Raw genomic sequence first — 20,289 nt, 5'->3', positions numbered from 1 at the left:
AAGAAAAATGGGATGAGTTCGAGAACTCATCCCATTTTTTATAGTTTAAAACTTCGGCGCTTCAGCACTTCAGTAGCTCAGAACCTCAGAGTCTCAGCACCTCAGAACCTCAGTGTCTTAGCGCCTCAGCACCTCAGAGTCTCAGCATCTTAGCGCCTCAGCACCTCAGAAGCTCAGAACCTTAGCACCTTAGTAGCTCAGCACCTCAGAAAGCTTATTTCTTATCCACCACCGGTCTAGTTTCTCTATTAGCCAAATCCCAGGCAATTACGAAAGCTAACTGTGTTCTTTTTGTTAAGGCGTCGTATTCTATTTTTTGAGGTTCGTCGCCTTTTTGGTGGTAATCTTCGTGGACTCCGTTAAAGAAGAAAACAGATGGGATTCCGTGTTTTGCGAAGTTGTAGTGATCAGAGCGTTCGTAGAAATGATTAGGATCTTTTGGGTCGTTGAATTTAAAATCTAAATCCATTTTTATGTATTTTTCGTTTTGATCCACTACAGTTTTATGCAGTTCAGATGATAATCTGTCGGCACCAATTACATAAACATAATTATTCGTAGAAGCGTGTTCTACATCGCGGCGTCCAATCATGTCGATATTGATGTCAGCGATTGTATTTGCAATCGGAAACAATGGATTTTCAGAATAAAAACGAGATCCATGAAGTCCGTGTTCTTCTCCAGTTACGTGAAGGAACAAAATAGAACGTTTTGGTCCGCGTCCTTGTTTTTTCGCTTTAGCGAAAGCTTTTGCCATTTCTATAACCGCAACAGTTCCCGAGCCGTCATCATCTGCGCCGTTGTACACCTCGCCGTCTTTGATTCCGACATGATCATAATGAGCAGAAATTACAAGAATCTCATCTGGTTTTTCGGAGCCTTCTATAAAAGCCCAGATGTTCTCAGAATCAGGTAGGTTTTGATTGCGTCTCGCATTCAAATAGGAAGCAGGAATGTGCTGGTAGTAATCTGAGGCTCCTTTTGGAAAAGAAATGCCGTTTTTTTTGTACTGCTCAATAATATAAAGGCCTGCTTTCTTTTGTCCTGCAGAGCCCGTTTCGCGGCCTTCCATTTCATCAGAAGCAATAACGTATAACATTGTTTTAAGGTCCTTCTGCGTAATGGCTTTCATGTATTTTGTTGGGTCAGAATTATCTTTCGAGCCAACAGACTGCGTGTTTTTACATGAAAACGCAGAAGCAATTAATAATAAAATGAGTAATTTTTTCATTCTCGATTGTTAGTGTAAATTAATAAATATGTAGAGGACATAAGCCGTCAGTAAAAATACTATAAATATAGCGTTTAGAAAGAATAATAGTACACTTTTAACAAATGAGACTATTCTTGATTCTCCATAAAAACGATGATGCGCAGGGTAAAAATAATAACACATCCAGACAGTTCCGACAAAAGTAGTGACATTTGATATAAGGCTTAACGGACTGTCTTCTCCAAAAGAACCAATAATTCTGTCGATAATGAACATTATAAGGAACATCAGTAGTAAAAACGAAAAATAATGCAGTGTAAAAATCCCGTGGTCAAAATAATACCATCTCTTTTTATTGTGAAAAAGCCAAAGAAAAAAAGCAAAAAAAGGCATTATAATAAAAAGGATTTTTGGAATATTATGAAAAAAAGATTCTACGAATTTTTCGATTATTTCCTTTTTTGTATTCGTTTCTGTCACATGCACTGCTTTCCCATAGATCCAATAGCCAAAACTGTTTAGTTTCTCACTTTCTTTTCCATATTTCTGGATAGAATCAATTTCTTTCATCGATTTTAGCTGAAAGTATTTTTTTTTATCAACGTTCAAACTGTTTTTTTCTGAACTTTCAAAGTTTGATGTAATTTCTTTTTCACCTTTCGTTAAACTGTCTTTTGTTTTGCTTGGAAACAAAGCAATTAGCAAGAAAGTGATAAAACTGATAAAAATATAAAGCCTTACTGGGGCTAAATAAGAAAGGCGTTTTCCTGATAGATATTCTTTAGTAAGAGTCGAAGGCTTAAAAAGCAGATTGCGAATAGTTCTCCAGAAGGCATTTTCGTAATGCGTTAAATCTTCGAAGAAATGAACAAATAAGTGATGAAATGTTTTTCGGCTTTCACTGTTTTCTTGTCCGCAATTTGGGCAGAATTTTTGTTCGACCACATGCCTGCAGTTCAAACAGGTTTTGTCTTCTCTAATTTTGTTATGTGACATCGGATTGGTTTGATGGGTTTGTTTTTGGCGGGGTTTGTTGGTGTTATTTTTTTAAAACTTCATTTAAGAAAAGCTGTAAGTGCTCAAAAGATCTTTTGGCTGCCAGGGCATTATAGGCAGCGCCTTTAGAATTGTCGTTTCCAGCTTCCGGATTTGTAAACGAGTGTACCGAATTGGCATAATAAATCATTTGCCAGTCGGCTTTGGTATCACGCATTTCTTGCTGGAAAGCGGTAATTTCTTCTTTAGGAACAAACGGATCATCGGCACCATGGCAAATCAAGACTTTTGCATTGAAAGGTTCTGCAGGACGGCTGGCATCTTTTCCTAAACCACCATGAAAAGAAACAATTCCTTTTACATTTAAATGACCACGTGCGGCTTCAAGAACTCCCGTTCCGCCAAAGCAATATCCGATTGCCACGATATTATCTGCATTGGCTCCTGATTTTACTAATTCTTTTAGTGCAGCGTCGATTCTTTTTTGATAAGCCTCGTAATTCTTTTTGTAAAAACCAGCTTGTTTTCCTGCATCAGAAGTGTTTTTAGGATAGTTTCCTTCTCCGTAAATGTCAGCTATAAAGACATGATAACCGAGTTTGGATAAGTTTTCGGCAATATCTTTAGAGGCCTTATCGATTCCAAGCCAGGCTGGAAGAAGTAAAATTCCTGGATTTTGAGCATTTTTCTTTGCAGATTTTGCAAATAATCCGTTAAGTGTCTGATTACCTTCAGAATATTGTATAGGTTTTAATTGTGCCATAATTGTAGTAGAAAACAATAAGGTTGCAAAAATAAGTGTAGCGGTATTTTTCATTTTTTACAATTTTTAACAAATATCAGAAATATTATGTTACAAAAAAACCTCGAAAGTCATTTCTTACGAGGTTATTTAACAATTTTGTTTAAGCTGTATTATTCGCCCGGATGATAGGTCTTTTCAGCGTTTTTTTCTACATCTTCTTTATAAAATAATACATCTTTAAATTTTCCCTCCCGATACATTTCAGATTGGTCGTCAAAATGTTTTGAGTTTTTGTCACCGCTGTTGCCACCTGCTAATAGTGACTTTGCTTTTATTCTTGAACCAAATTCTACAGCACAGACAAAACTGTTTCCGTTGTAGCCATATCTTTTTTTAGAATTGTTTTGGTAATTGCTTTTAAAGGAAGGAAGGCTTCCCCAAGAACCCGGACCAAAACCAATAGGAAGACTCGGCTGGTTATCGTCGTATTTCAAGTTAATGTCTCCGTTGTTGCGCTGAAAGCGGTTGATTTCTCCCCAGTTAACCTGCCAGGTTCCCCATTTTGATTTTAATTCGTTTAAAACTGTCTGCAACTGCGGAATCATTTGTGCGGCAGTGGCATTTTTGGCAAAATTTAAAGTGTTTGCGACCTGATCAGGTTCGCCTTCGTCTACATACGCTTTTTGAATTATGGGGTCGAGTTTGTAGGCCCATTCTATTGCCAAAGCGGCAGGAACAGAATTTTCCTTTGCATAATAATCCCAATTGCTCATAATTGACACTGCCTGTGCTAATTCTGTATAATTCGGGTAATCTGATTTAACGTTACCAAAAACACGTTTCAGGTTTGGAATCAAGATTTCGAAAATAGACAATTTCGAATCGTAGCCTTTGGCAATAACTTGATCAAGAGTATACTTTTCCTGATTTTCAAAAATTCGCACGGCATTGATTCCTCTAAAGTTTTCTCCATCCGGTGCCATGTATGGAGGGAAATTTTCTTTTTTAGGACTGTCTTTTCCTGCTGCGCTAAAAGGTGTCGAATTGCAATTTTGTAACCAGCCGTTTACAGGATTGTATAAATGAACAGTTTCGTTTACGTCATGGAGGCCTTTCCATTGTGTGGTAGAAACAGACCCGTCTAACACTTTTGACCAGTTTAGTTTTTGATCTCTTATTGGGATAAAATTACCGTGCCAATAAGCTATATTTCCCTTGCTGTCGGCATAAACGGTATTGTTGGATGTGTTGGCTTTCAGACCCATGGCTTTTTTGTATTCGTCAAAAGATTTGGATTTGGTGCGAACCCAGCTTTGTATTAAGCTGGTCATGGAGCGGTTCATCGATTTTAAGCTGATCCATTTTCCGTCTCTTTCCGCCATTATCGGACCTTTATTAGTGAAAAAAGTTTTGAATTCTTTAGAAATCAATTTTCCGTTTTCGGTATATTTTATGGCAATTGTTTTCTCTTTTACAGGATACAGTTTTTTCTCAAACTCGTAATAATATTTTCCGTTTTTCGAACTTATTTTCTCGGCATACATATCTGCAACATCAACATTAGAAGAGGTATGCATCCAGCCACAGTTCTCGTTGAAGCCCTGATAAACAAAAAACTGTCCCCAAGTCACTGCTCCATAAACATTCAAGCCTTCTTCACTTGATACCTGAACTTCGGGTCTGAAATAAAAAGTAGTATGCGGATTAATGTACAAAATCGCATTGCCATCCGTTGTTTTGTTCGGTGCAAAAGCAAAACCATTGGACCCAGTTTGCACATATTTTTCCCTTTCTACATAAGCGACTTTGTCTTTATTTCCGGAATAAAAAGCTTTTAATTCTGCTGTAGAAAGATCTGCCGTACTGATTGCGCCGATACTTCCATCGGTCCATAACAAAGGAAACCATGGTTCAAAATGAGTTAAAAGTGCTGGTTTTGTTTCAGGGTGTTTGTAAAGATAAAAATTGATGGCGTCTGCATAACTGTTTAAGAGTTTTTTTAACCACAGCGGCGCTTTTTTATAATCCTGTTTTGCTTCTTCGGCATCAATCAAAAGTCGGATTTCGAGATCATTGTACAAAACCGATTGTCCTTTTATTTCAGCAAGGCGCCCGAGTTTTTCAATATAATTCATTTCAATCCGCTGAAAATCGTCTTCACATTGCGCATACAAAAGTCCGAACACAGCATCGGCATCAGTTTTTCCGTAAACATGCGGAATCCCCCAATTGTCTCTGATTATCGTAACTTGTTTTGCAACCTTCTCTAATCTGTCAATTTCTTTTGAACTGATTTTTTGTGCATTAACATAAAAGCTTAAACAAAATAGCGCAAGACTAATTTTAACTGTTTGAAAAAAATCAGACATGATTATTTAATTTTAAATTTTTGACCAGAGGTATAAATGCTCATCTGCAGGTTTTCAATAGAAATAAGATTGTTTTTTTTGGATTTCAAAATACCCTTCGGATTTCGAACCACAATAACTTCGCTTTCTCCGGTTACTTCAACTTCGTTGTTTCGAACTATAATTGCGGTACTTTCATCAATTCCGATTCCGGTCAAAGATGGAAATTCGACTAAGGCAGAAAGAAGTCTGTTGTAACGGTTTCGTTTCAGAAAATGCTGATCGATAACAGCCGTTTTCAATAAGCCTAATCCTTCAGCGGTTTCTAAATTATCATAACGAATGTTATCAAAAGTTCCCGAATATTCTTTTTCCAATTTTTGGTTTCCGGTAATCATTTTTTCAGACATCACGGCAGCTCCGGCACTTGTTCCCGAGATGGTGCTTCCGTTTTCAAAAGCTTTTAAAATGGCAGTTTTTATTGGAGTATTATGCACCACCGACATAAAACGGCTTTGGTCGCCACCACTAATGAAAATTAATTTTGCTTTTTGGAGCGAGTCGGTAAGTTTTTTATTTTGAGCCGTTTCCTTGTCGAAATTGAGCATCACGATTGGGTGTGGCGTAAGTTTTACCATTTGATTTTTGAAAAAGATAAAAGAACTGTCTGGTTCTTCGCTCGACATCGGGAGAACGGCAATAAAATCTTTCTGCCCCAACTGAGCAACTTCAAGAACTTTTTTCATCAATTCGTCAGAACGATTTCCACCGCCGATTATAAATAATTTTCCTTTCGAATTCTGAGCTTCTGAGAAAGAGGTACACAAAAGCATTGAAAAAAGCAACAGACGAAAAACGGAAAAATTGTTCATGATTTTATTTTAAAACGTTTTATAAAGTGATGTTTCGCTTAAATGCACAACCTAATTCTATAATCGAATCGGTTTTGGCAATTCCTGGAATACTATCGATTTTTTCATATAAAATGCTTCGCATATGTTCGTGGTTTTTTGCGATGATTTTGATGTAAAGCGTAAAGGAACCTGTAACATAATAACATTCTGTAATTTCGGGAATCTCTTTTAAGGCCTGTATGATACGGTCTGAATCTGAATCTTTATTTAACGAGATTCCGGTAAATGAAGCCCAGTCGTAACCTATTTTTTTTTCCTGAATAATCGGCTTGATACCGCTTATAATACCCTGTTCTGTCATTCTGTTGATGCGCTGATGCACCATTGTATTCGAAATTTTTAGGTTGGTTGCTATAGCAGAAAAAGCCATTCTGCCGTCTTTTTCCAATTCTTTTAGAATATTAATGTCAAAGTCGTCTAAGTTGTCCATAAGTTGAAATCTCTCTTTTTTATAAAAGTAATTATTTTTTTCAATAAATAAAGAATTAGGAGATTTTGCAGAAGTTGAAGATTTGTTTTTCTTATAGCTTTAAAATTATATTTGACTTTTTTGTAACTAATTTTAAGTCAAAATTTATATTTTTTGGTTTTAAATGAATTAATTCTATTATTTTTGTGGTTCTAAAACAATAAATTATGATTGATACTGACAAAGCACTTTCATCAAAATCTGAAATTCTGATTGAAAAGGAGAATAAATACGGAGCTCATAATTACCATCCGCTTCCCGTGGTTTTGGAAAGGGGAGAAGGAGTATATGTCTGGGATGTTGACGGAAAAAAGTATTTCGACTTCCTTTCTGCATATTCGGCAGTAAATCAAGGGCATTGTCATCCTAAGATTGTTCAAGCTATGATTGACCAAGCTCAAAAACTGACTTTGACTTCGCGTGCTTTTTACAATGACAAACTTGGAAACTACGAAGAATTTGTAACCAACTATTTTGGTTTTGATAAAGTTCTTCCAATGAATACGGGTGCCGAAGCAGTAGAAACGGCATTAAAAGTCTGTAGAAAATGGGCTTACGAAGTAAAAGGGATTCCAGAAAATCAGGCGCAAGTGATTGTTTGTGAGAACAATTTTCATGGAAGAACTACAACGATTATTTCATTTTCTAACGACGAAACGGCTCGTAAAAATTTCGGACCATTTACTGACGGATTTATAAAAATAGAATACGATAATCTCGAAGCGCTAGAAAAGGCTTTGAATTCCTCTAAGAACATTGCAGGGTTTTTGGTTGAGCCAATTCAGGGAGAAGCTGGTGTTTATGTTCCGTCTGAAGGTTATTTATCGAAAGCAAAAGCATTGTGCGAAAAACATAATGTTCTTTTTATTGCTGATGAAGTACAGACCGGAATCGCCCGTACCGGAAAATTATTGGCAGTTCACCACGAGAACGTGCAACCAGATATTTTGATTTTAGGAAAAGCGATTTCTGGCGGTGTTTATCCAGTTTCTGCGGTATTATGTAATGATGACATCATGAATGTGATCAAACCGGGACAGCATGGTTCTACCTTTGGAGGAAATCCTGTTGCCGCAGCAGTGGCGATTACAGCTCTTGAGGTGGTTAGAGATGAAAAACTTGCTGAAAATGCAGAAAAATTGGGAGCTATTCTAAGAAAAGGACTAAATGAAATTGCTGCTAAAAATGATTTGATTACTCTAGTTAGAGGCAAAGGGCTTTTGAATGCAATTGTGATCAACTGTGATGAAGATTCTGATCTGGCTTGGGAAATATGTTTGAAATTTAGAGATAACGGCCTCTTGGCAAAACCAACTCACGGAAATAAAATTCGTTTAGCACCGCCTTTGGTAATGACAGAAGCACAAATTCAGGAATGCCTTCAAATTATAGAGAAATCCCTTAGTGAATTTTTTTAAGTGACAAAGGTTCAAAGTGAAAAAGATTCAGAGTGACAAAGGTTCAAAGTGACAAAGATTCAGAGTTACAAAGGTCCAAAGTCTTTTTAAATGAAAGGTTCAAAGTTTTATAGAATAGTATAAACCTTTGAACCTTTGTCACTTTGTTACTTTGTCACTTTAAAAAAAACTAACTTCCATAACCTGGATTTTGGGTGATTTTACCATTTGTATCCATTTCTCGTAACGGAATCGGGAATACTAATGTATTATCGTTGTACGGAATCAAGAGTGAGCCGTCTCCATTTACGTCGATAGAACCTTTGGTTCTTTTCAGGTCATGAATGGCAAATCCTTCCATAGCCAATTCTAATTCGCGTTCTGCTAAAATATCGTCAAGAGTAATAATTGCAAAATTAGCAGCATTAGCTCTGGATCGTACTAAATTGATGTCATTTAACGGAGTATCTCCAACAGCTGTACCTAATCTAAAGTTGCTTTCGGCTCTGATTAAATACATTTCGGCAAGGCGAATAATTCCCACATCTCCAAACTGATTCGTGAATTTAGAGGTTAATAATCTTCCGTTGTCGTCATTCACATAATTAAAATTAGCTCTTGCATCATTAGGGTCTGTAAATTTGTTCAGGTAGGTGTTTCTGATTTCAATATCACCGCCACGTCCTCCGTTGCCTTCAGAAGCATACATTACCACAATCTCATTTTCTCCTGTCTGTTTGGTAATCTGTACTGCAAAAATGTCCTCAATTTGATTCACGTCATGATTAAAGGCTCCGGCATAAGTAGGAGATAATGCTCTACCGCTGTCGCTGATTACTTCATCTGCTGCGTCTCTGGCTGCTTCATAGTTTTGCTGTTGCAGGTATACTCTTGCTAATAATGCTTTTGCCGCATATTTATCAGGATAAAAACTGTTTTCTTCAGGCAAATTAGCATAGGCATCATTTAAGCCTGAAATTACCAGGGCATACACTTCTTCGACTGTACTTCTTTCTTTAGACAAATCAGTGTCGTAGTCGTAGATTGCATTTGGTCTAATGATTACTCCAAGCTGTGTATTTTGCTTACCGGCTTCATATGGCAGGGCAAAAAAGCGTACAAGATCAAAGTAGGCTAGGGATTTTAAAAATTTTGCCTCTGCAATCATTCGGGTTTGCTTATCAGGATCTTTTACTTTGTCGATATTTTCGATTACAATATTTGCGGCATTAATAATGTCGTAACAACGAGTATAAATTTGTCTGACAAAGGCATTATCTGTAAGGATTGTTTTAGTGTACATCTGTCTAAACTCAACATAAGTACCTCTCCATCTTAAATCGGTTGTAGCAGTGACACCGGTTTGCGCCATTAGATCTCCAGAAACAAGCATTCGCCCTCCGTAAACATCTGCATCTGCAACAAGGGCATAAGCTCCGTTCAGAATATTAGTAATACCTCCTTCAGTACTTAACGTAATATCGGAATCCTGACTTTGTTGCGGATCAATTTCCAGCTCATTTTCACAACTCGTCAAAAGAGCTGTGAAGAGAAAAAATAAGATATATTTATATGATTTCATTTGTTGTATTTTTAAAAATTAAGATTTACACCTAAAGCAATTGTTCTCGCAGGCGGAGCAGAATAAAAATCTTCTCCAATACCTGTATCATCTCTTCTGGCTTCTGGATCGGTACCGTTGTATTTAGTAAAAGTAAGCAAGTTTACTCCTGTTGCATACACGCGAACACTGCTGATTCCTGCCTCCTTAAGAATTGTTTTTGGAAGTGTATACCCAAGAGTTAAGTTTCTTAAACGAATAAAATCTGCTTGGTCAAGAAATCTTGTAGAGTCGCCTGTTCCGTTGCTGCCGTATAATCTGGCCTGAGGCACATCTGTAATGTCTCCAGGATTTTGCCATCTTCTTAGCTGATCTGCCGTCTGGTTGTCAAAATAATCTCCAGCAACAGATTGATATCTTCCAGCTGAATTATAAATGCTGGCTCCCCATTCGCCCTGAAATGTAAAGGTCAAATCAAATCCTTTGTAATTCAGTGTATTGGTTAAACCTGCCATTAATTCTGGGAAAGGATTTCCTGCAATAACTCTTTTTGCTTGGCTGTAATCATTAGTAGTGCTTCTGTCTATTGTACCGTCTGGATTTACAGTGTTTTTTACAAAAAGAGCATCTCCGTTTGCAGGGTCAACTCCGGCATATTCTACAAGATAAAAAGAAGAAATGTTTTCTCCGACTCTGTTAATGGTAAACGTGGTTACAATGTCTTTATCATTTGGCATTGATAACACTTTTGATTGATTGGTCGTAATATTGAAGCTAGTGTTCCATGTAAAGTTTTCTGTACTGAAATTTTTTGTGTTTAAAGTAAACTCGAAACCTTTACTTTCTATTTTACCAATATTTTTATTGATAGTAGTTGCTCCTGAGCTTATAGATAAAGGAACTTCAAACAATAATCCGTCAGTAGTTTTGTTGTAGTAGTCAGCTTCAATATTGATTTTGTCAAACAATCCAAATTCAACTCCAAAATCTACCTGAGTTGATTTTTCCCATGTTAAATTATCATTTCCAGCTTGCGAAAAAGTAAGTCCGGATTTTAAGTTATAAGGATTAGATCCGTATAACTGGCGAGAAGCAAAGTTTTCAATTTCAGCATTTCCTAATTTTCCCCAGCTTCCTTTTAGTTTTAAGAATGATAATGTTTTGTTGTCTTTTAAGAAACCTTCTTCAGAAATAATCCATCCTGCAGAAAATGCTGGGAAAATCCCGAATCTTTCATTTTTTCCAAAACGTGAAGAACCATCACGGCGGATGCTCGCCTTGAATAAATATTTGTTAGCGAACGAATAATTAAGTCTTCCAAACTGAGAAACAAAAGTATATCCTGTTTCTCTTCCTTCTCCCGCATTAACCTCGGCACCTCCGTCTATAGTCTGGAAAGAATCGTCAGGGAAATAAATACTTGTTACAGATTGATATCTTCTGTGGTATTTGTTGAATTCCATACCCACAACAGCATTTATAGTATGTTTGTCAGCAAATGTTTTGTCGAACGTAAAATAGTTACTAAAGATATAAGTTTCGTTATTTACAGATGTGGCATAAACTTCACCATCTGTTGCCATAAACGGCGCATTTTTTCCCTGCCAGTAATCTTCTGTCTGTGAAAGTAGGTCGTAAGCAAAATCTGAATTGAATTTTAATGAAGAAAAAAGCTGGTATTCTCCAAACACTTTTCCAGTAAGTCTTCTCATAATGGTTTTCCAGAATGAATTATCAGCTGCCAAGAAGTAATTCGCATAAAGCGTATTTGGGTTTGGACTTCCATCATCTAAACGAGCTTGAGACAACGGCGATTGGGCTACAGCCTGAAGCGGTGTTGTAAATGCGTTGTCGTCTTGCACACGATCTATTTGAGATCTTGAAAAACTCAAATTCATTCCAGCTGTAAAACGATCAGAAACTTTATGAGAAAGGTTGGTTCTCGCCGTTATTCTTTCCAAATCATTATTTACTACAATACCTTTTGTGTTATTGTAAGCTCCAGAGAAAAAGTATTTCGTTCTTGCATCTCCACCAGAAACAGAAAAATCAGCATCTGTCGTAAGACCATCACGTAGAACAAGATCCTGCCAATCTGTATTTACTTGCCTGTTTCTCCAGTCGGTTCCCTGTGCTAAGAAATCGAAAGTGCTTTCGGCTTCAGCTGCATCTCCGGTTCCGTTGATAGAAGCTTCGGTAAACAATTCAATATACTGATCTGCATTCAGCCATTTCTTTTTGTTTGTGGCTGTGCTCACACCTTGAGAAAAGTTAAGAGAAAAAGTCCCTTTTCCGTCTTTTCCTTTTTTAGTCGTAATGAGTACAACTCCGTTTGCTCCTCTCGCACCGTAAATAGCTGCAGAGGAAGCATCTTTTAGTACATCGATAGATTCAATTTCGTTCGGACTCAAAGTCAGCAATGGATTGGTTGGAGCTCCATTGGTGGACTCATTTGAAGTAATAAGCGGAATACCGTCTAAAACATACAATGGGTTTGTTCCCGCACTGATACTCGCTGCACCACGAACACGAATGTTAACACCTCCATCTACTTTTCCGTTGGTTTGAGTAATCTGCACCCCAGCTAGTTTACCCACTAAGGCATTTTGTACGTTTGCTACTGGAACCTGCTGAATATCTTTTGCAGTTACACGAGCTATATTATCGGTTGATTTTCTTTTTACTTGTGTTCCGTATCCTACTACAAGAACTGCTTCTAGCTCATTTGAGGCATCTTGAAGTGAAATTTTTAAAGATTTTGATGCTTGAACCTCAACGGTCTGCATCCCTAGATAAGTAATTACTAAAGTTTGCCCCTCTTTAGCATTGATAGTAAATTCTCCGTCAAAATTAGTTTGAGTGCTTACATTTGTGCCCTTTAACACAACATTTGCACCAGGAACAGGAAGTCCTGTTTTATCGGTAACTTTTCCGGAAATCGTTCCATCTTGTGCTACTGCTATTTGCGCAAAAAACACCAACAGCAGCAACATAATTTGCTTTAATTTAATTTTCATTGTTCTTCGGATTTAAATTAGTTATCTCAAATATCTTAAATTGTTGTTAATTTTTTTAACATTTTTACCTATAATTATCACACTTAAGGTTGTTTTTGTGTGTTTGATAACTTTTGTACCGTAATTTGATGACTTTAATTGTTTAATGGTGTTTTTTTTGTCTATACTTCAAAACTGTGATTTTTGATAAGGTCAATAACACAGAATTTACCTTAATCAAAAAGAAAAAGCGACTGTTTTACAACAATCGCTTCAAGTCATAATCACTAAAAATATCAAAAAAAAGTAATTATTGAAATAGGAAGAAATCTGCAATGTTTTCAAAACATTGCAGATTATAGTAAACTACAAGTCGACAAAATACTTTTGGCTGCCAAAATCGAATTCATAATGCATGAGGTTTGGCCATAGAGGTTTTACGAGACCTTTTTCCCAGTTTTGCAAAGCATGTTCTAATTCATTAACTTTTGCTGGATTTTTTGCTGCCAAATCAGTTTTTTCAGATTTGTCTAAAGCAAGATTGTAAAGCCATTTTTCGTGTGTCTTGCCGCTGATAATCAGTTTCCAGTCGCCGCTTCTAATGGCTTTGGCATCGCCCGAACGCCAGTATAGGTTTTTGTGGGCTTGCTTATTTTGTTCTACCGTCGAAACTAGATCAACACCATCATAAATCCTATCCTTTGGCAGATCAGAATGAATGGCGGCCGCAATTGTAGTAAAAATATCAAGCGTGCTAACTGGAGTTTTGTAAACGGTATTAGGCTTAATTTTCCCTTTCCACGAAAGTGCAAAAGGAACATTTACACCACCTTCAAAATGCGAAAATTTACCGCCTTTTAAAGGTGCATTTGTCGTAGCAAAAGTATAATCGGCTCCTCCGTTGTCGCTGGCAAAAATAATCAGGGTGTTTTCTTCTAGGCCTTCTTTTCTCACTTTTGCTCGAATTCTGCCAATTGCATCGTCTAGAGCACTAATCATGGCAAAATAAACACGTTTGTTTTCGTCTTTTACATGGGGAAAGCGATCATAATATTTTTTGCGTACCTGAAATGGAGTATGCGGGGCATTGAATGGAACATACAGCAGAAACGGCTTGTCTTTGTTTTTATCGATAAATGCTTCGGCCTCGTCAGCAAATTTTTCGGTCAGATATTCTTTTTCATCAATAATTGTCGTATCACGACGTATCTTTCCAATTCCGACACGTCCTTGTCCCCAGATTACTTTATCGGTAAAATCTTTATGATGATGGTTGATAATGTCTGGATTGTCATCTTCGGGAGCAAAAAGTGAAAACGCCTGATAAAATCCGTAATGATAATCAAAACCACGATCCAAAGGGAAAAAGCCCTTGTTGTGACCTAAATGCCATTTTCCGATAATAGCGGTACTGTATCCTTTTCTTTTTGCCAGATCTGCAAAAGTAATTTCAGATTGCGGTAATCCCTGCGTGGCGATTGAAGCATTATTGGGATAGGTGATTTTAGGATTCAGACGCCAATTGTCTGTATTGATCAAATATTTGAAAGCATAATATTCGAGATTGTTTTTAGGATAACGGTCGCCAGGCTGAAATTCGTGTCCAAAACGTTCTTGATATCTTCCCGTAATGAGTCCGGCTCTTGACGGGGAGCAAATGGATGATGAGACATAACCGTCTGTAAAAGTGACGCCAGAAGCTGCCAGAGAATCAATCTGAGGTGTTGGGGTTGATTTTACTCCGTACAATGAAATATCATATTTTCCTAAGTCGTCTGCGAGCAAAATGATAATATTAGGCTTTTTATCTGTAGCGGAAGTATCTTTTTGAGATAAAAATGCCGTTTTGCCTTCGGCTAGTTTTTTATCAGCTTGAATTAGTTCTCCATTGGTATTAATTGGCCAAAAAAGAAATGCCGCTAGAAGCAGAAGCACTATCAAAATAGATACAACAATTTTGGTTATTTTTTTATAGGTTGCCATAGTTGGGTTTTGGTTAATTTTTGAATGAAAAGAAATTTATGCGCTTTTGTCATTTAGAAGCCAAAGCAACATCAACATCATTTTTCAAGTCGCCTAAACCGTCTTTTTTGAAAACAATGTTACTGTTTTGATACAGAATTAAAGTTGGAAAAACTTTTACGTTTTTTAAATCGGCAATAACCTGTGGACTTTCTTCTAATTCAATTTCAATAATTTTCAGTTTTTCTCCATACTGACTTCTAAGTGATTCTAAAATCGGTTTTACGGTTTTGCAGGTCGCACAATATTTAGAGCCGATATCAACTAAAACATATTGATTTTCAGCAAGTATTTTTTTGTAAGCGGCCAAAGATAATTTGCTTTTTAGATTACTGTAAAAAGGTTTTCCGCCTCCGATCCAGCTGGCAAGACCTCCTTCCAGAATATAGACTTCTGTAAAACCTCTCTTTCCGAGATCTGTGGCTAATAGTCCGCTTCTGTAGGCAGCAATCGAATAAATAAATACCGGTTTGGACGGATTTAAATTCGCAACATGTTTTTCGTAATCGTCTGACTTTAGATTGAAATTAAGAGCGCCTTCAATATGGTTTAGGGCGAATTCTTCAGGACCTCTGGCGTCAATTATTTGTGGCTGTTTTTGACTTTTCACTTTAGTGTAAAAAGCATCCAGCAACAGATTGGCGCTTTGTCCCTGAGAAAAAACAGCAATTGTAAATATGAATACAACTGCTGTTAAACTGAATTTTAGTTTTGATTTTTTCATGTTTATGATTGAACCTGTTCTAATACCGGAATTGGTTCTTCTTCGGTAACAGCAACTGGTTTCGGTTTTAAGGGAACAGATAAAACTCCTTCTGCCAAAGCGCTGCCTTCTTTTTTAGATTTAAATATCGGCCAAAGAAACTGCGCGTACCATTCTTCTTGTTTATACGATTTCATTCCGTAAGATTCTGGGAATTTACGGGTGATTAATCCAGTTCCGAAAATGATATCCCAGATAAAAAACATATTTCCGAAGTTTCCTTTAAAATGACCAACGCCGTCTCCGCTTGTATCTGCATGATGAGCATGATGTGTTGCGGGAGTAGAAATCAATCTTTCTAAAACCCAAGCAATCGGATGCAGTACTTTGTATTTGTAAAAAGGCTTATCCCATGCAATGCTTGAATGCGCGCCCAAAGTGATGAAACTTTTGATCACCAAAACAAACAAAGCTGGCAATCCTAATCCTAGGTAGGTTAAAGTTGCAGTCAGATAAATTTGCGAAAAGAATATCGTATAGATAAAATTTTGTCTAGAAGCCATTGCCATTCCCATATAAGGAGCAGAGTGGTGGGTTCTATGAAAACGCCATAAAAAAGGAACCTGATGATGTAGTCGATGGTACCAATACTGTGTTAAGTCATCTGCAATCGCAATTAGGAAAAAACCTCCCCAAAACGGAACCCATGACAATGAATTAGCCAAATTTGGCAATAAATAAGGTAAAGCTGTTAAGCTGAAAAAAGCAATTACTGGAGGCAAAATTAATTTTGGCGCCAGAAACGAAACGATGTCAATTTTGCGTTCTTCGCCTGTCCATTGATCATCATACAGACCCGCTGCAAATTCGATGATTCCCAAAACAATCATAAAAACTGTTAGTCCCCAGGTTCTTATGTTGGCGAAAACAGGTTGTACGAATTCTAAAAAAGATGGTAAAGCTATGTGCGATTCGCTTACGGCGCTGCCTCCCAATTGAAAATAAAGATAGATTGCCACAACTGGCAATGCGTAGATAAAGAAACTAATTGTTAAGTCTCTTGTCAATTTTGAATTTTGTACTGCTGCCATGATTTCTTATTTTAAAAATTGATTAATTAATGTTAATCCACCAGCGAGAATTGCAAGTGGAACTAAAAACAAGATTATCCCCACGACAATCTTTTTCCCGATAATTTCATAATCTACTCGTTTCATAATTATTCGTTTTATCTCCTGCAAGGTTTCTAAAACCTTGTAGGTATTATTTTTTTTAGCTTTTAATTTAAACCTACAAGGTTTTGTAAACCTTGCAGGTTGTGTGATGTTTAATTAGAACTTCCGCCAGGTTTTGTAGCTTGTTTAATTAAATCTGAAACTGTTTTTCCTTTGTCGGCACCTGTGTTGTGAATTCTTCTGTTGTAGACATCCTGCCAGTCAATCAATGGGTAAACATTGTTTTCTTTGGCCTGTTCGTCAAATAATTTTTGAAGTTCAGCTAGTTTTTCAGGATATTTTTTAGCCAAGTTGTTGCGTTCGTTGAAGTCCTCGTTTAAGTTGTATAATTCCCAAACGTCGGTATCGAAATTGCTTGGTGCAGGTTTTTCGTTATTTCCTATAGATTTTTTTACAGCAAAAGAATCTGGTAAATGCGCTGCAGAAGCTTTCCATCCGTCCTTATAAATTGCTCTGTTTCCAAAAATGTAATAGTACTGTACTTTATGCAAAGATTCTGCTTTCGGATTATCGATAGAAGCTTTAAAAGTCGATCCCTGAATAATGTCTTGCTTAATATTTTTGATGTATTCAGGAGCTTTGATTCCGGCGATATCCAAAGTGGTCGGCAGAATGTCTGTTACGTGGCTGTATTGGTTTCTGATGCCGCCTTTGTCCTTAATTCCGTTCGGATAAAAAACAATCAACGGGTTGCGAGTTCCACCTTCAGAATGCGCATCTTGTTTCCAGTTTTTGAAAGGGGCGTTTGTGGCTTGAGCCCATCCTAACGGATAATTGGTGTTTAAGCCTTTTGCAGTTCCGATTTCGCCGATATTATTCAAATTGCTTTGGAAGTTTTCTTCATCTGTTTTTCCTTGAGAGAACAAACTCTGACTGATGGTTCCTTGCAAAGTTCCTTCCTTGCTCGCGCCGTTATCTCCAATGGCAACAAAGATCAATGTATTGTCAAGTTGTCCGCTTTGTTTTAGGTAATCGACAACTCTTCCAATTTCATAATCCGTATAAGTCAGGAATCCCGCATAAACTTCCATGAATCTTGCGTAAACTTTCTTTTGGTCTGGAGTTAGTTTTTTCCATTCTGTAATCAAAGCGTTACGTTCTGGCAAAACAGCATTCGCCGGAATGACACCTAATTTTTTTTGATTTGCAATTACCTTTTCGCGGTAAACATCCCAGCCTTCGTCAAATTTTCCTTTGTAAGGCTCTACCCATTTTTCAGCTACTTGATGCGGCGCGTGAACGGCTCCTGGCGCATAATACAAGAAAAATGGTTTTCCTGGTGCTGCTTTCTGCTGTTTTTGAATATAGCTTATCGCTTTGTCGGTAATCAATTCGTTCAAATGGCGTCCATCAGGTTTAATGTGGACTTGATCTTCAACTAAATCTGGATTGTATTGATCGGTCTGCGAACCTAAGAATCCGTAGAAATGATCGAAACCTTTTCCGGTCGGCCATCTGTCAAACGGACCCGCATCTGATGCCTCTTCATCAGGTGTAACACCATATTTTCCAACTGCAAAAGTGTTGTAGCCGTTTTCACGTAAAATCTCCGCAATAGTTCCTTTATCAGCAGGAATTCTTCCGTCCCAACCAGGGAAACCTGCCGATAAAATAGTGTGCGAAAAGCCACTTACGTGAACTCTTCCAGAATTTCTTCCCGTCAACAAAGCAGCGCGGGTCGGTGCGCAAATCGCTGTTGTATGAAAGTTGGTGTATCGTAAACCATTATTGGCAAGATTATCAAAAGTAGGAGTGCTGATTAAACCGCCAAACGCGCTTGCGGCACCAAATCCAACATCGTCCAACAAAATCCAAACTACATTTGGAGCGCCTTTTGGAGCGGTTACCGGATCAGGCCAATATTCTTTAGAATCTGCCAGCGTTTTGCCGATGGTCCCTTTAAATTCTTGTGTGTCTTGTGCAAATCCTAATTGTGCAACCAGTATTGCAGTAATCAAAAGCCCTTTTTTAGAACTTTTGATTGAAAGGTTATTTTTTAAATTTTTCATGATTTTATAGTTTTTTAGTTAAAAGGTTTTCTAAATCTTCAATCTTTTTTTAAACACATAGAATCATAGTTTTTAGAATCGATAAAAGGCGTTTCACTTATTTCAATTCACATAACAATTATGTGTGGAGAGACGAGTTTCTCTTTTATTTTCCTTATTAGTAGTTTAAAAATCTATGTTCTATGTGTGTAAAATTTAATATCCAGGATTTTGCGGTAACCCATCTGGATTAATATTTCTTTCGCTTTGCGGAATCGGATAAAGATTATTTCTTTCGGAAACAGAGTTTTTAGCGGTTACTTTTTTTACTTCGGTAACCAATGTTCCCCATCGCACTAAATCAAACCACCTTTGTCCTTCCTGAACAAATTCTTTTTTGCGTTCTTCCTGAATTGCGTTTCTAAAAGACGTCTGATCCAATGCAACCAAATCTACCGTTGGATCTGGTGTAGTAATCGGTTTTCCGAATGCTCTTCTTCTAACTTGATTGATCAATTCGTAAGCTTCGGGAGTTGGTCCTCCTTGTTCGTTTATCGCTTCCGCTAAAGACAAAAGGATGTCTGCGTATCGAATAACCGGAAAGTTGATTGCTACGTTTGCAGGTGTGGCTAGATTCGTTAAGTCCAGATATTTTTTGAAAATCGGTTTCGGAAAAGTGTAAAGTGTGCCTGTCGTAGGATTAAGCAATTGTTTGGCATAACTTACATCTCTTCTTTTGTCTCCTGTTGCATAAATATCATAAAACAAAGCAACATCTGATATAATGTCTGCTGGTTCTGTTGCAGTAAATCCGGTAAATGATGTGGCTTGGAAAGTACTGCCGCTAGAACCATTTCCTGCCTGATTTGGCTCAAACTGAACAGAGAAAATATGTTCCTTTCCATTTTTTTTGGTTTTTGTAAAAATGTCTTGAAAGTCTTCAAATAAAGCATATCCGAAACCTCCATCAATTACCTCTCTCGATTTTGCAATGGCATTCGGCCAGTCTTTTCTCGTAAGATAAACTTTTGCCAAAATTGCTTTTGCGGCGCCAGAAGTTGCGCGACCAGCATCTGCTGTGGTATATGTTTTTGGCAAAGCTTCAGCATCAGTCAAATCTTTTATGATTTGAGCATAAACTTCATCAACAGTTGCGCGATTGGTTTTTAGATTTCCCAAATTGATAGAAGTTGCTTCGTGCAAAACAATCGGCACCCCGCCCCAAAGTCGAACAGCCTGAAAATACAAAAGACCTCTAATAAATTTTGCTTCATTAATCAATCTTGTTTTAATTGCTTCAGAACCAGAAACTTTCGGGATATTATCAATCGCAACATTCGCTCTGTTAATTCCGGCATAAATCTGTCTCCAAGCGACCTGAACACGATCGGAAGTCGCGTCGTGAGTCAAACTGCTCAATGCTCTAACTTGCGGATTTGTTGCAGAAACACCAGCTGCAGCGTAATCAGATCCCATATCGGTTAAGAAATAAAGATTTCTACCGAATAAACTCTGTTCTCCTGGATCAAGGCTTAACGAGGCGTAAACTGCGGTTACACTTGCAACAGCATCGTCTTGTGTTATAAAATAATTGTCTTCGGTTACAAAAGAGGCCGGTGTAACCTCAAGATCGGTGCACGATACCAATAAACCGGCACTTAGAAGGAATGTTATGATTGTCTTTTTCATGATGCTATTTTTT

General features: G+C 37.4%; 14 protein-coding genes. 1 reads left to right on the top strand and 13 read right to left on the bottom strand.

The window, feature by feature from the left end; all coding sequences use genetic code 11:
- Positions 1 to 214: 214 nt before the first annotated feature.
- The 6 genes from E0W73_RS02545 to E0W73_RS02520 form a co-directional block, all read right to left on the bottom strand.
- Positions 215 to 1,231, bottom strand: a complete 1,017-nt coding sequence (locus tag E0W73_RS02545) for a M28 family peptidase (protein ID WP_135220525.1) — start codon at positions 1,229 to 1,231, stop codon at positions 215 to 217.
- A 9-nt stretch (positions 1,232 to 1,240) separates the two neighbouring features.
- Positions 1,241 to 2,209 carry a DUF3667 domain-containing protein gene (locus E0W73_RS02540; RefSeq protein WP_135220524.1) on the bottom strand — a complete coding sequence of 323 codons (969 nt, stop codon included), beginning with the start codon at positions 2,207 to 2,209 and terminating at the stop codon, positions 1,241 to 1,243.
- Positions 2,210 to 2,252: 43 nt separating this feature from the next.
- Positions 2,253 to 3,026 (bottom strand): dienelactone hydrolase family protein, encoded by a 774-nt coding sequence (locus E0W73_RS02535; RefSeq protein WP_135220523.1) that lies wholly within the window; start codon positions 3,024 to 3,026, stop codon positions 2,253 to 2,255.
- A 98-nt stretch (positions 3,027 to 3,124) separates the two neighbouring features.
- Positions 3,125 to 5,323 carry a penicillin acylase family protein gene (locus E0W73_RS02530; RefSeq protein ID WP_135220522.1) on the bottom strand — a complete coding sequence of 733 codons (2,199 nt, stop codon included), beginning with the start codon at positions 5,321 to 5,323 and terminating at the stop codon, positions 3,125 to 3,127.
- Between the two features lie 2 nt (positions 5,324 to 5,325).
- Positions 5,326 to 6,174: a cyanophycinase gene (locus tag E0W73_RS02525; RefSeq protein ID WP_135220521.1), complete on the bottom strand. Its 849-nt coding sequence runs from the start codon at positions 6,172 to 6,174 to the stop codon at positions 5,326 to 5,328.
- A 19-nt stretch (positions 6,175 to 6,193) separates the two neighbouring features.
- Positions 6,194 to 6,646 carry an Lrp/AsnC family transcriptional regulator gene (locus E0W73_RS02520; RefSeq protein WP_135220520.1) on the bottom strand — a complete coding sequence of 151 codons (453 nt, stop codon included), beginning with the start codon at positions 6,644 to 6,646 and terminating at the stop codon, positions 6,194 to 6,196.
- A gap of 206 nt (positions 6,647 to 6,852) precedes the next feature.
- On the opposite strand from E0W73_RS02520, the gene rocD reads away from it, so the two are divergent.
- The gene (gene rocD, locus E0W73_RS02515) at positions 6,853 to 8,103 is read left to right on the top strand and encodes an ornithine--oxo-acid transaminase (RefSeq protein WP_135220519.1); all 1,251 of its coding nucleotides are present in this window, start codon (positions 6,853 to 6,855) and stop codon (positions 8,101 to 8,103) included.
- A 169-nt stretch (positions 8,104 to 8,272) separates the two neighbouring features.
- On the opposite strand, the gene E0W73_RS02510 is transcribed toward rocD, so the two are convergent.
- The 7 genes from E0W73_RS02510 to E0W73_RS02480 all read right to left on the bottom strand — a co-directional run bounded on the left by E0W73_RS02510 (position 8,273) and on the right by E0W73_RS02480 (position 20,276).
- Positions 8,273 to 9,664 (bottom strand): RagB/SusD family nutrient uptake outer membrane protein, encoded by a 1,392-nt coding sequence (locus E0W73_RS02510; protein WP_135220518.1) that lies wholly within the window; start codon positions 9,662 to 9,664, stop codon positions 8,273 to 8,275.
- 11 nt (positions 9,665 to 9,675) lie between these two features.
- Positions 9,676 to 12,660, bottom strand: coding sequence for a SusC/RagA family TonB-linked outer membrane protein (locus E0W73_RS02505; RefSeq protein WP_135220517.1), 2,985 nt, complete (start codon positions 12,658 to 12,660; stop codon positions 9,676 to 9,678).
- Positions 12,661 to 13,005: 345 nt separating this feature from the next.
- Positions 13,006 to 14,622 (bottom strand): sulfatase-like hydrolase/transferase, encoded by a 1,617-nt coding sequence (locus E0W73_RS02500; protein ID WP_135220516.1) that lies wholly within the window; start codon positions 14,620 to 14,622, stop codon positions 13,006 to 13,008.
- A gap of 49 nt (positions 14,623 to 14,671) precedes the next feature.
- Positions 14,672 to 15,385, bottom strand: a complete 714-nt coding sequence (locus E0W73_RS02495; RefSeq protein ID WP_135220515.1) for a rhodanese-like domain-containing protein — start codon at positions 15,383 to 15,385, stop codon at positions 14,672 to 14,674.
- A gap of 2 nt (positions 15,386 to 15,387) precedes the next feature.
- Positions 15,388 to 16,455: a sterol desaturase family protein gene (locus E0W73_RS02490; RefSeq protein WP_135220514.1), complete on the bottom strand. Its 1,068-nt coding sequence runs from the start codon at positions 16,453 to 16,455 to the stop codon at positions 15,388 to 15,390.
- 236 nt (positions 16,456 to 16,691) lie between these two features.
- Positions 16,692 to 18,608: an arylsulfatase gene (locus E0W73_RS02485; protein WP_135220513.1), complete on the bottom strand. Its 1,917-nt coding sequence runs from the start codon at positions 18,606 to 18,608 to the stop codon at positions 16,692 to 16,694.
- Between the two features lie 195 nt (positions 18,609 to 18,803).
- Positions 18,804 to 20,276, bottom strand: a complete 1,473-nt coding sequence (locus E0W73_RS02480; RefSeq protein WP_135220512.1) for a RagB/SusD family nutrient uptake outer membrane protein — start codon at positions 20,274 to 20,276, stop codon at positions 18,804 to 18,806.
- Positions 20,277 to 20,289 lie beyond the last annotated feature (13 nt).

Origin of the sequence: Flavobacterium foetidum (genome assembly GCF_004634245.1) — a bacterium.
GTDB lineage: Bacteria > Bacteroidota > Bacteroidia > Flavobacteriales > Flavobacteriaceae > Flavobacterium > Flavobacterium foetidum.
This window is presented reverse-complemented; position numbering and strand designations above follow the sequence as displayed.

Bases quoted from the DNA above. Each gene is read 5' to 3' on its own strand.
- E0W73_RS02545 (WP_135220525.1), bottom strand. From the start codon at position 1,231: ATGAAAAAATTACTCATTTTATTATTAATTGCTTCTGCGTTTTCATGT.
- E0W73_RS02540 (WP_135220524.1), bottom strand. From the start codon at position 2,209: ATGTCACATAACAAAATTAGAGAAGACAAAACCTGTTTGAACTGCAGG.
- E0W73_RS02535 (WP_135220523.1), bottom strand. From the start codon at position 3,026: ATGAAAAATACCGCTACACTTATTTTTGCAACCTTATTGTTTTCTACT.
- E0W73_RS02530 (WP_135220522.1), bottom strand. From the start codon at position 5,323: ATGTCTGATTTTTTTCAAACAGTTAAAATTAGTCTTGCGCTATTTTGT.
- E0W73_RS02525 (WP_135220521.1), bottom strand. From the start codon at position 6,174: ATGAACAATTTTTCCGTTTTTCGTCTGTTGCTTTTTTCAATGCTTTTG.
- E0W73_RS02520 (WP_135220520.1), bottom strand. From the start codon at position 6,646: ATGGACAACTTAGACGACTTTGACATTAATATTCTAAAAGAATTGGAA.
- rocD (WP_135220519.1), top strand. From the start codon at position 6,853: ATGATTGATACTGACAAAGCACTTTCATCAAAATCTGAAATTCTGATT.
- E0W73_RS02510 (WP_135220518.1), bottom strand. From the start codon at position 9,664: ATGAAATCATATAAATATATCTTATTTTTTCTCTTCACAGCTCTTTTG.
- E0W73_RS02505 (WP_135220517.1), bottom strand. From the start codon at position 12,660: ATGAAAATTAAATTAAAGCAAATTATGTTGCTGCTGTTGGTGTTTTTT.
- E0W73_RS02500 (WP_135220516.1), bottom strand. From the start codon at position 14,622: ATGGCAACCTATAAAAAAATAACCAAAATTGTTGTATCTATTTTGATA.
- E0W73_RS02495 (WP_135220515.1), bottom strand. From the start codon at position 15,385: ATGAAAAAATCAAAACTAAAATTCAGTTTAACAGCAGTTGTATTCATA.
- E0W73_RS02490 (WP_135220514.1), bottom strand. From the start codon at position 16,455: ATGGCAGCAGTACAAAATTCAAAATTGACAAGAGACTTAACAATTAGT.
- E0W73_RS02485 (WP_135220513.1), bottom strand. From the start codon at position 18,608: ATGAAAAATTTAAAAAATAACCTTTCAATCAAAAGTTCTAAAAAAGGG.
- E0W73_RS02480 (WP_135220512.1), bottom strand. From the start codon at position 20,276: ATGAAAAAGACAATCATAACATTCCTTCTAAGTGCCGGTTTATTGGTA.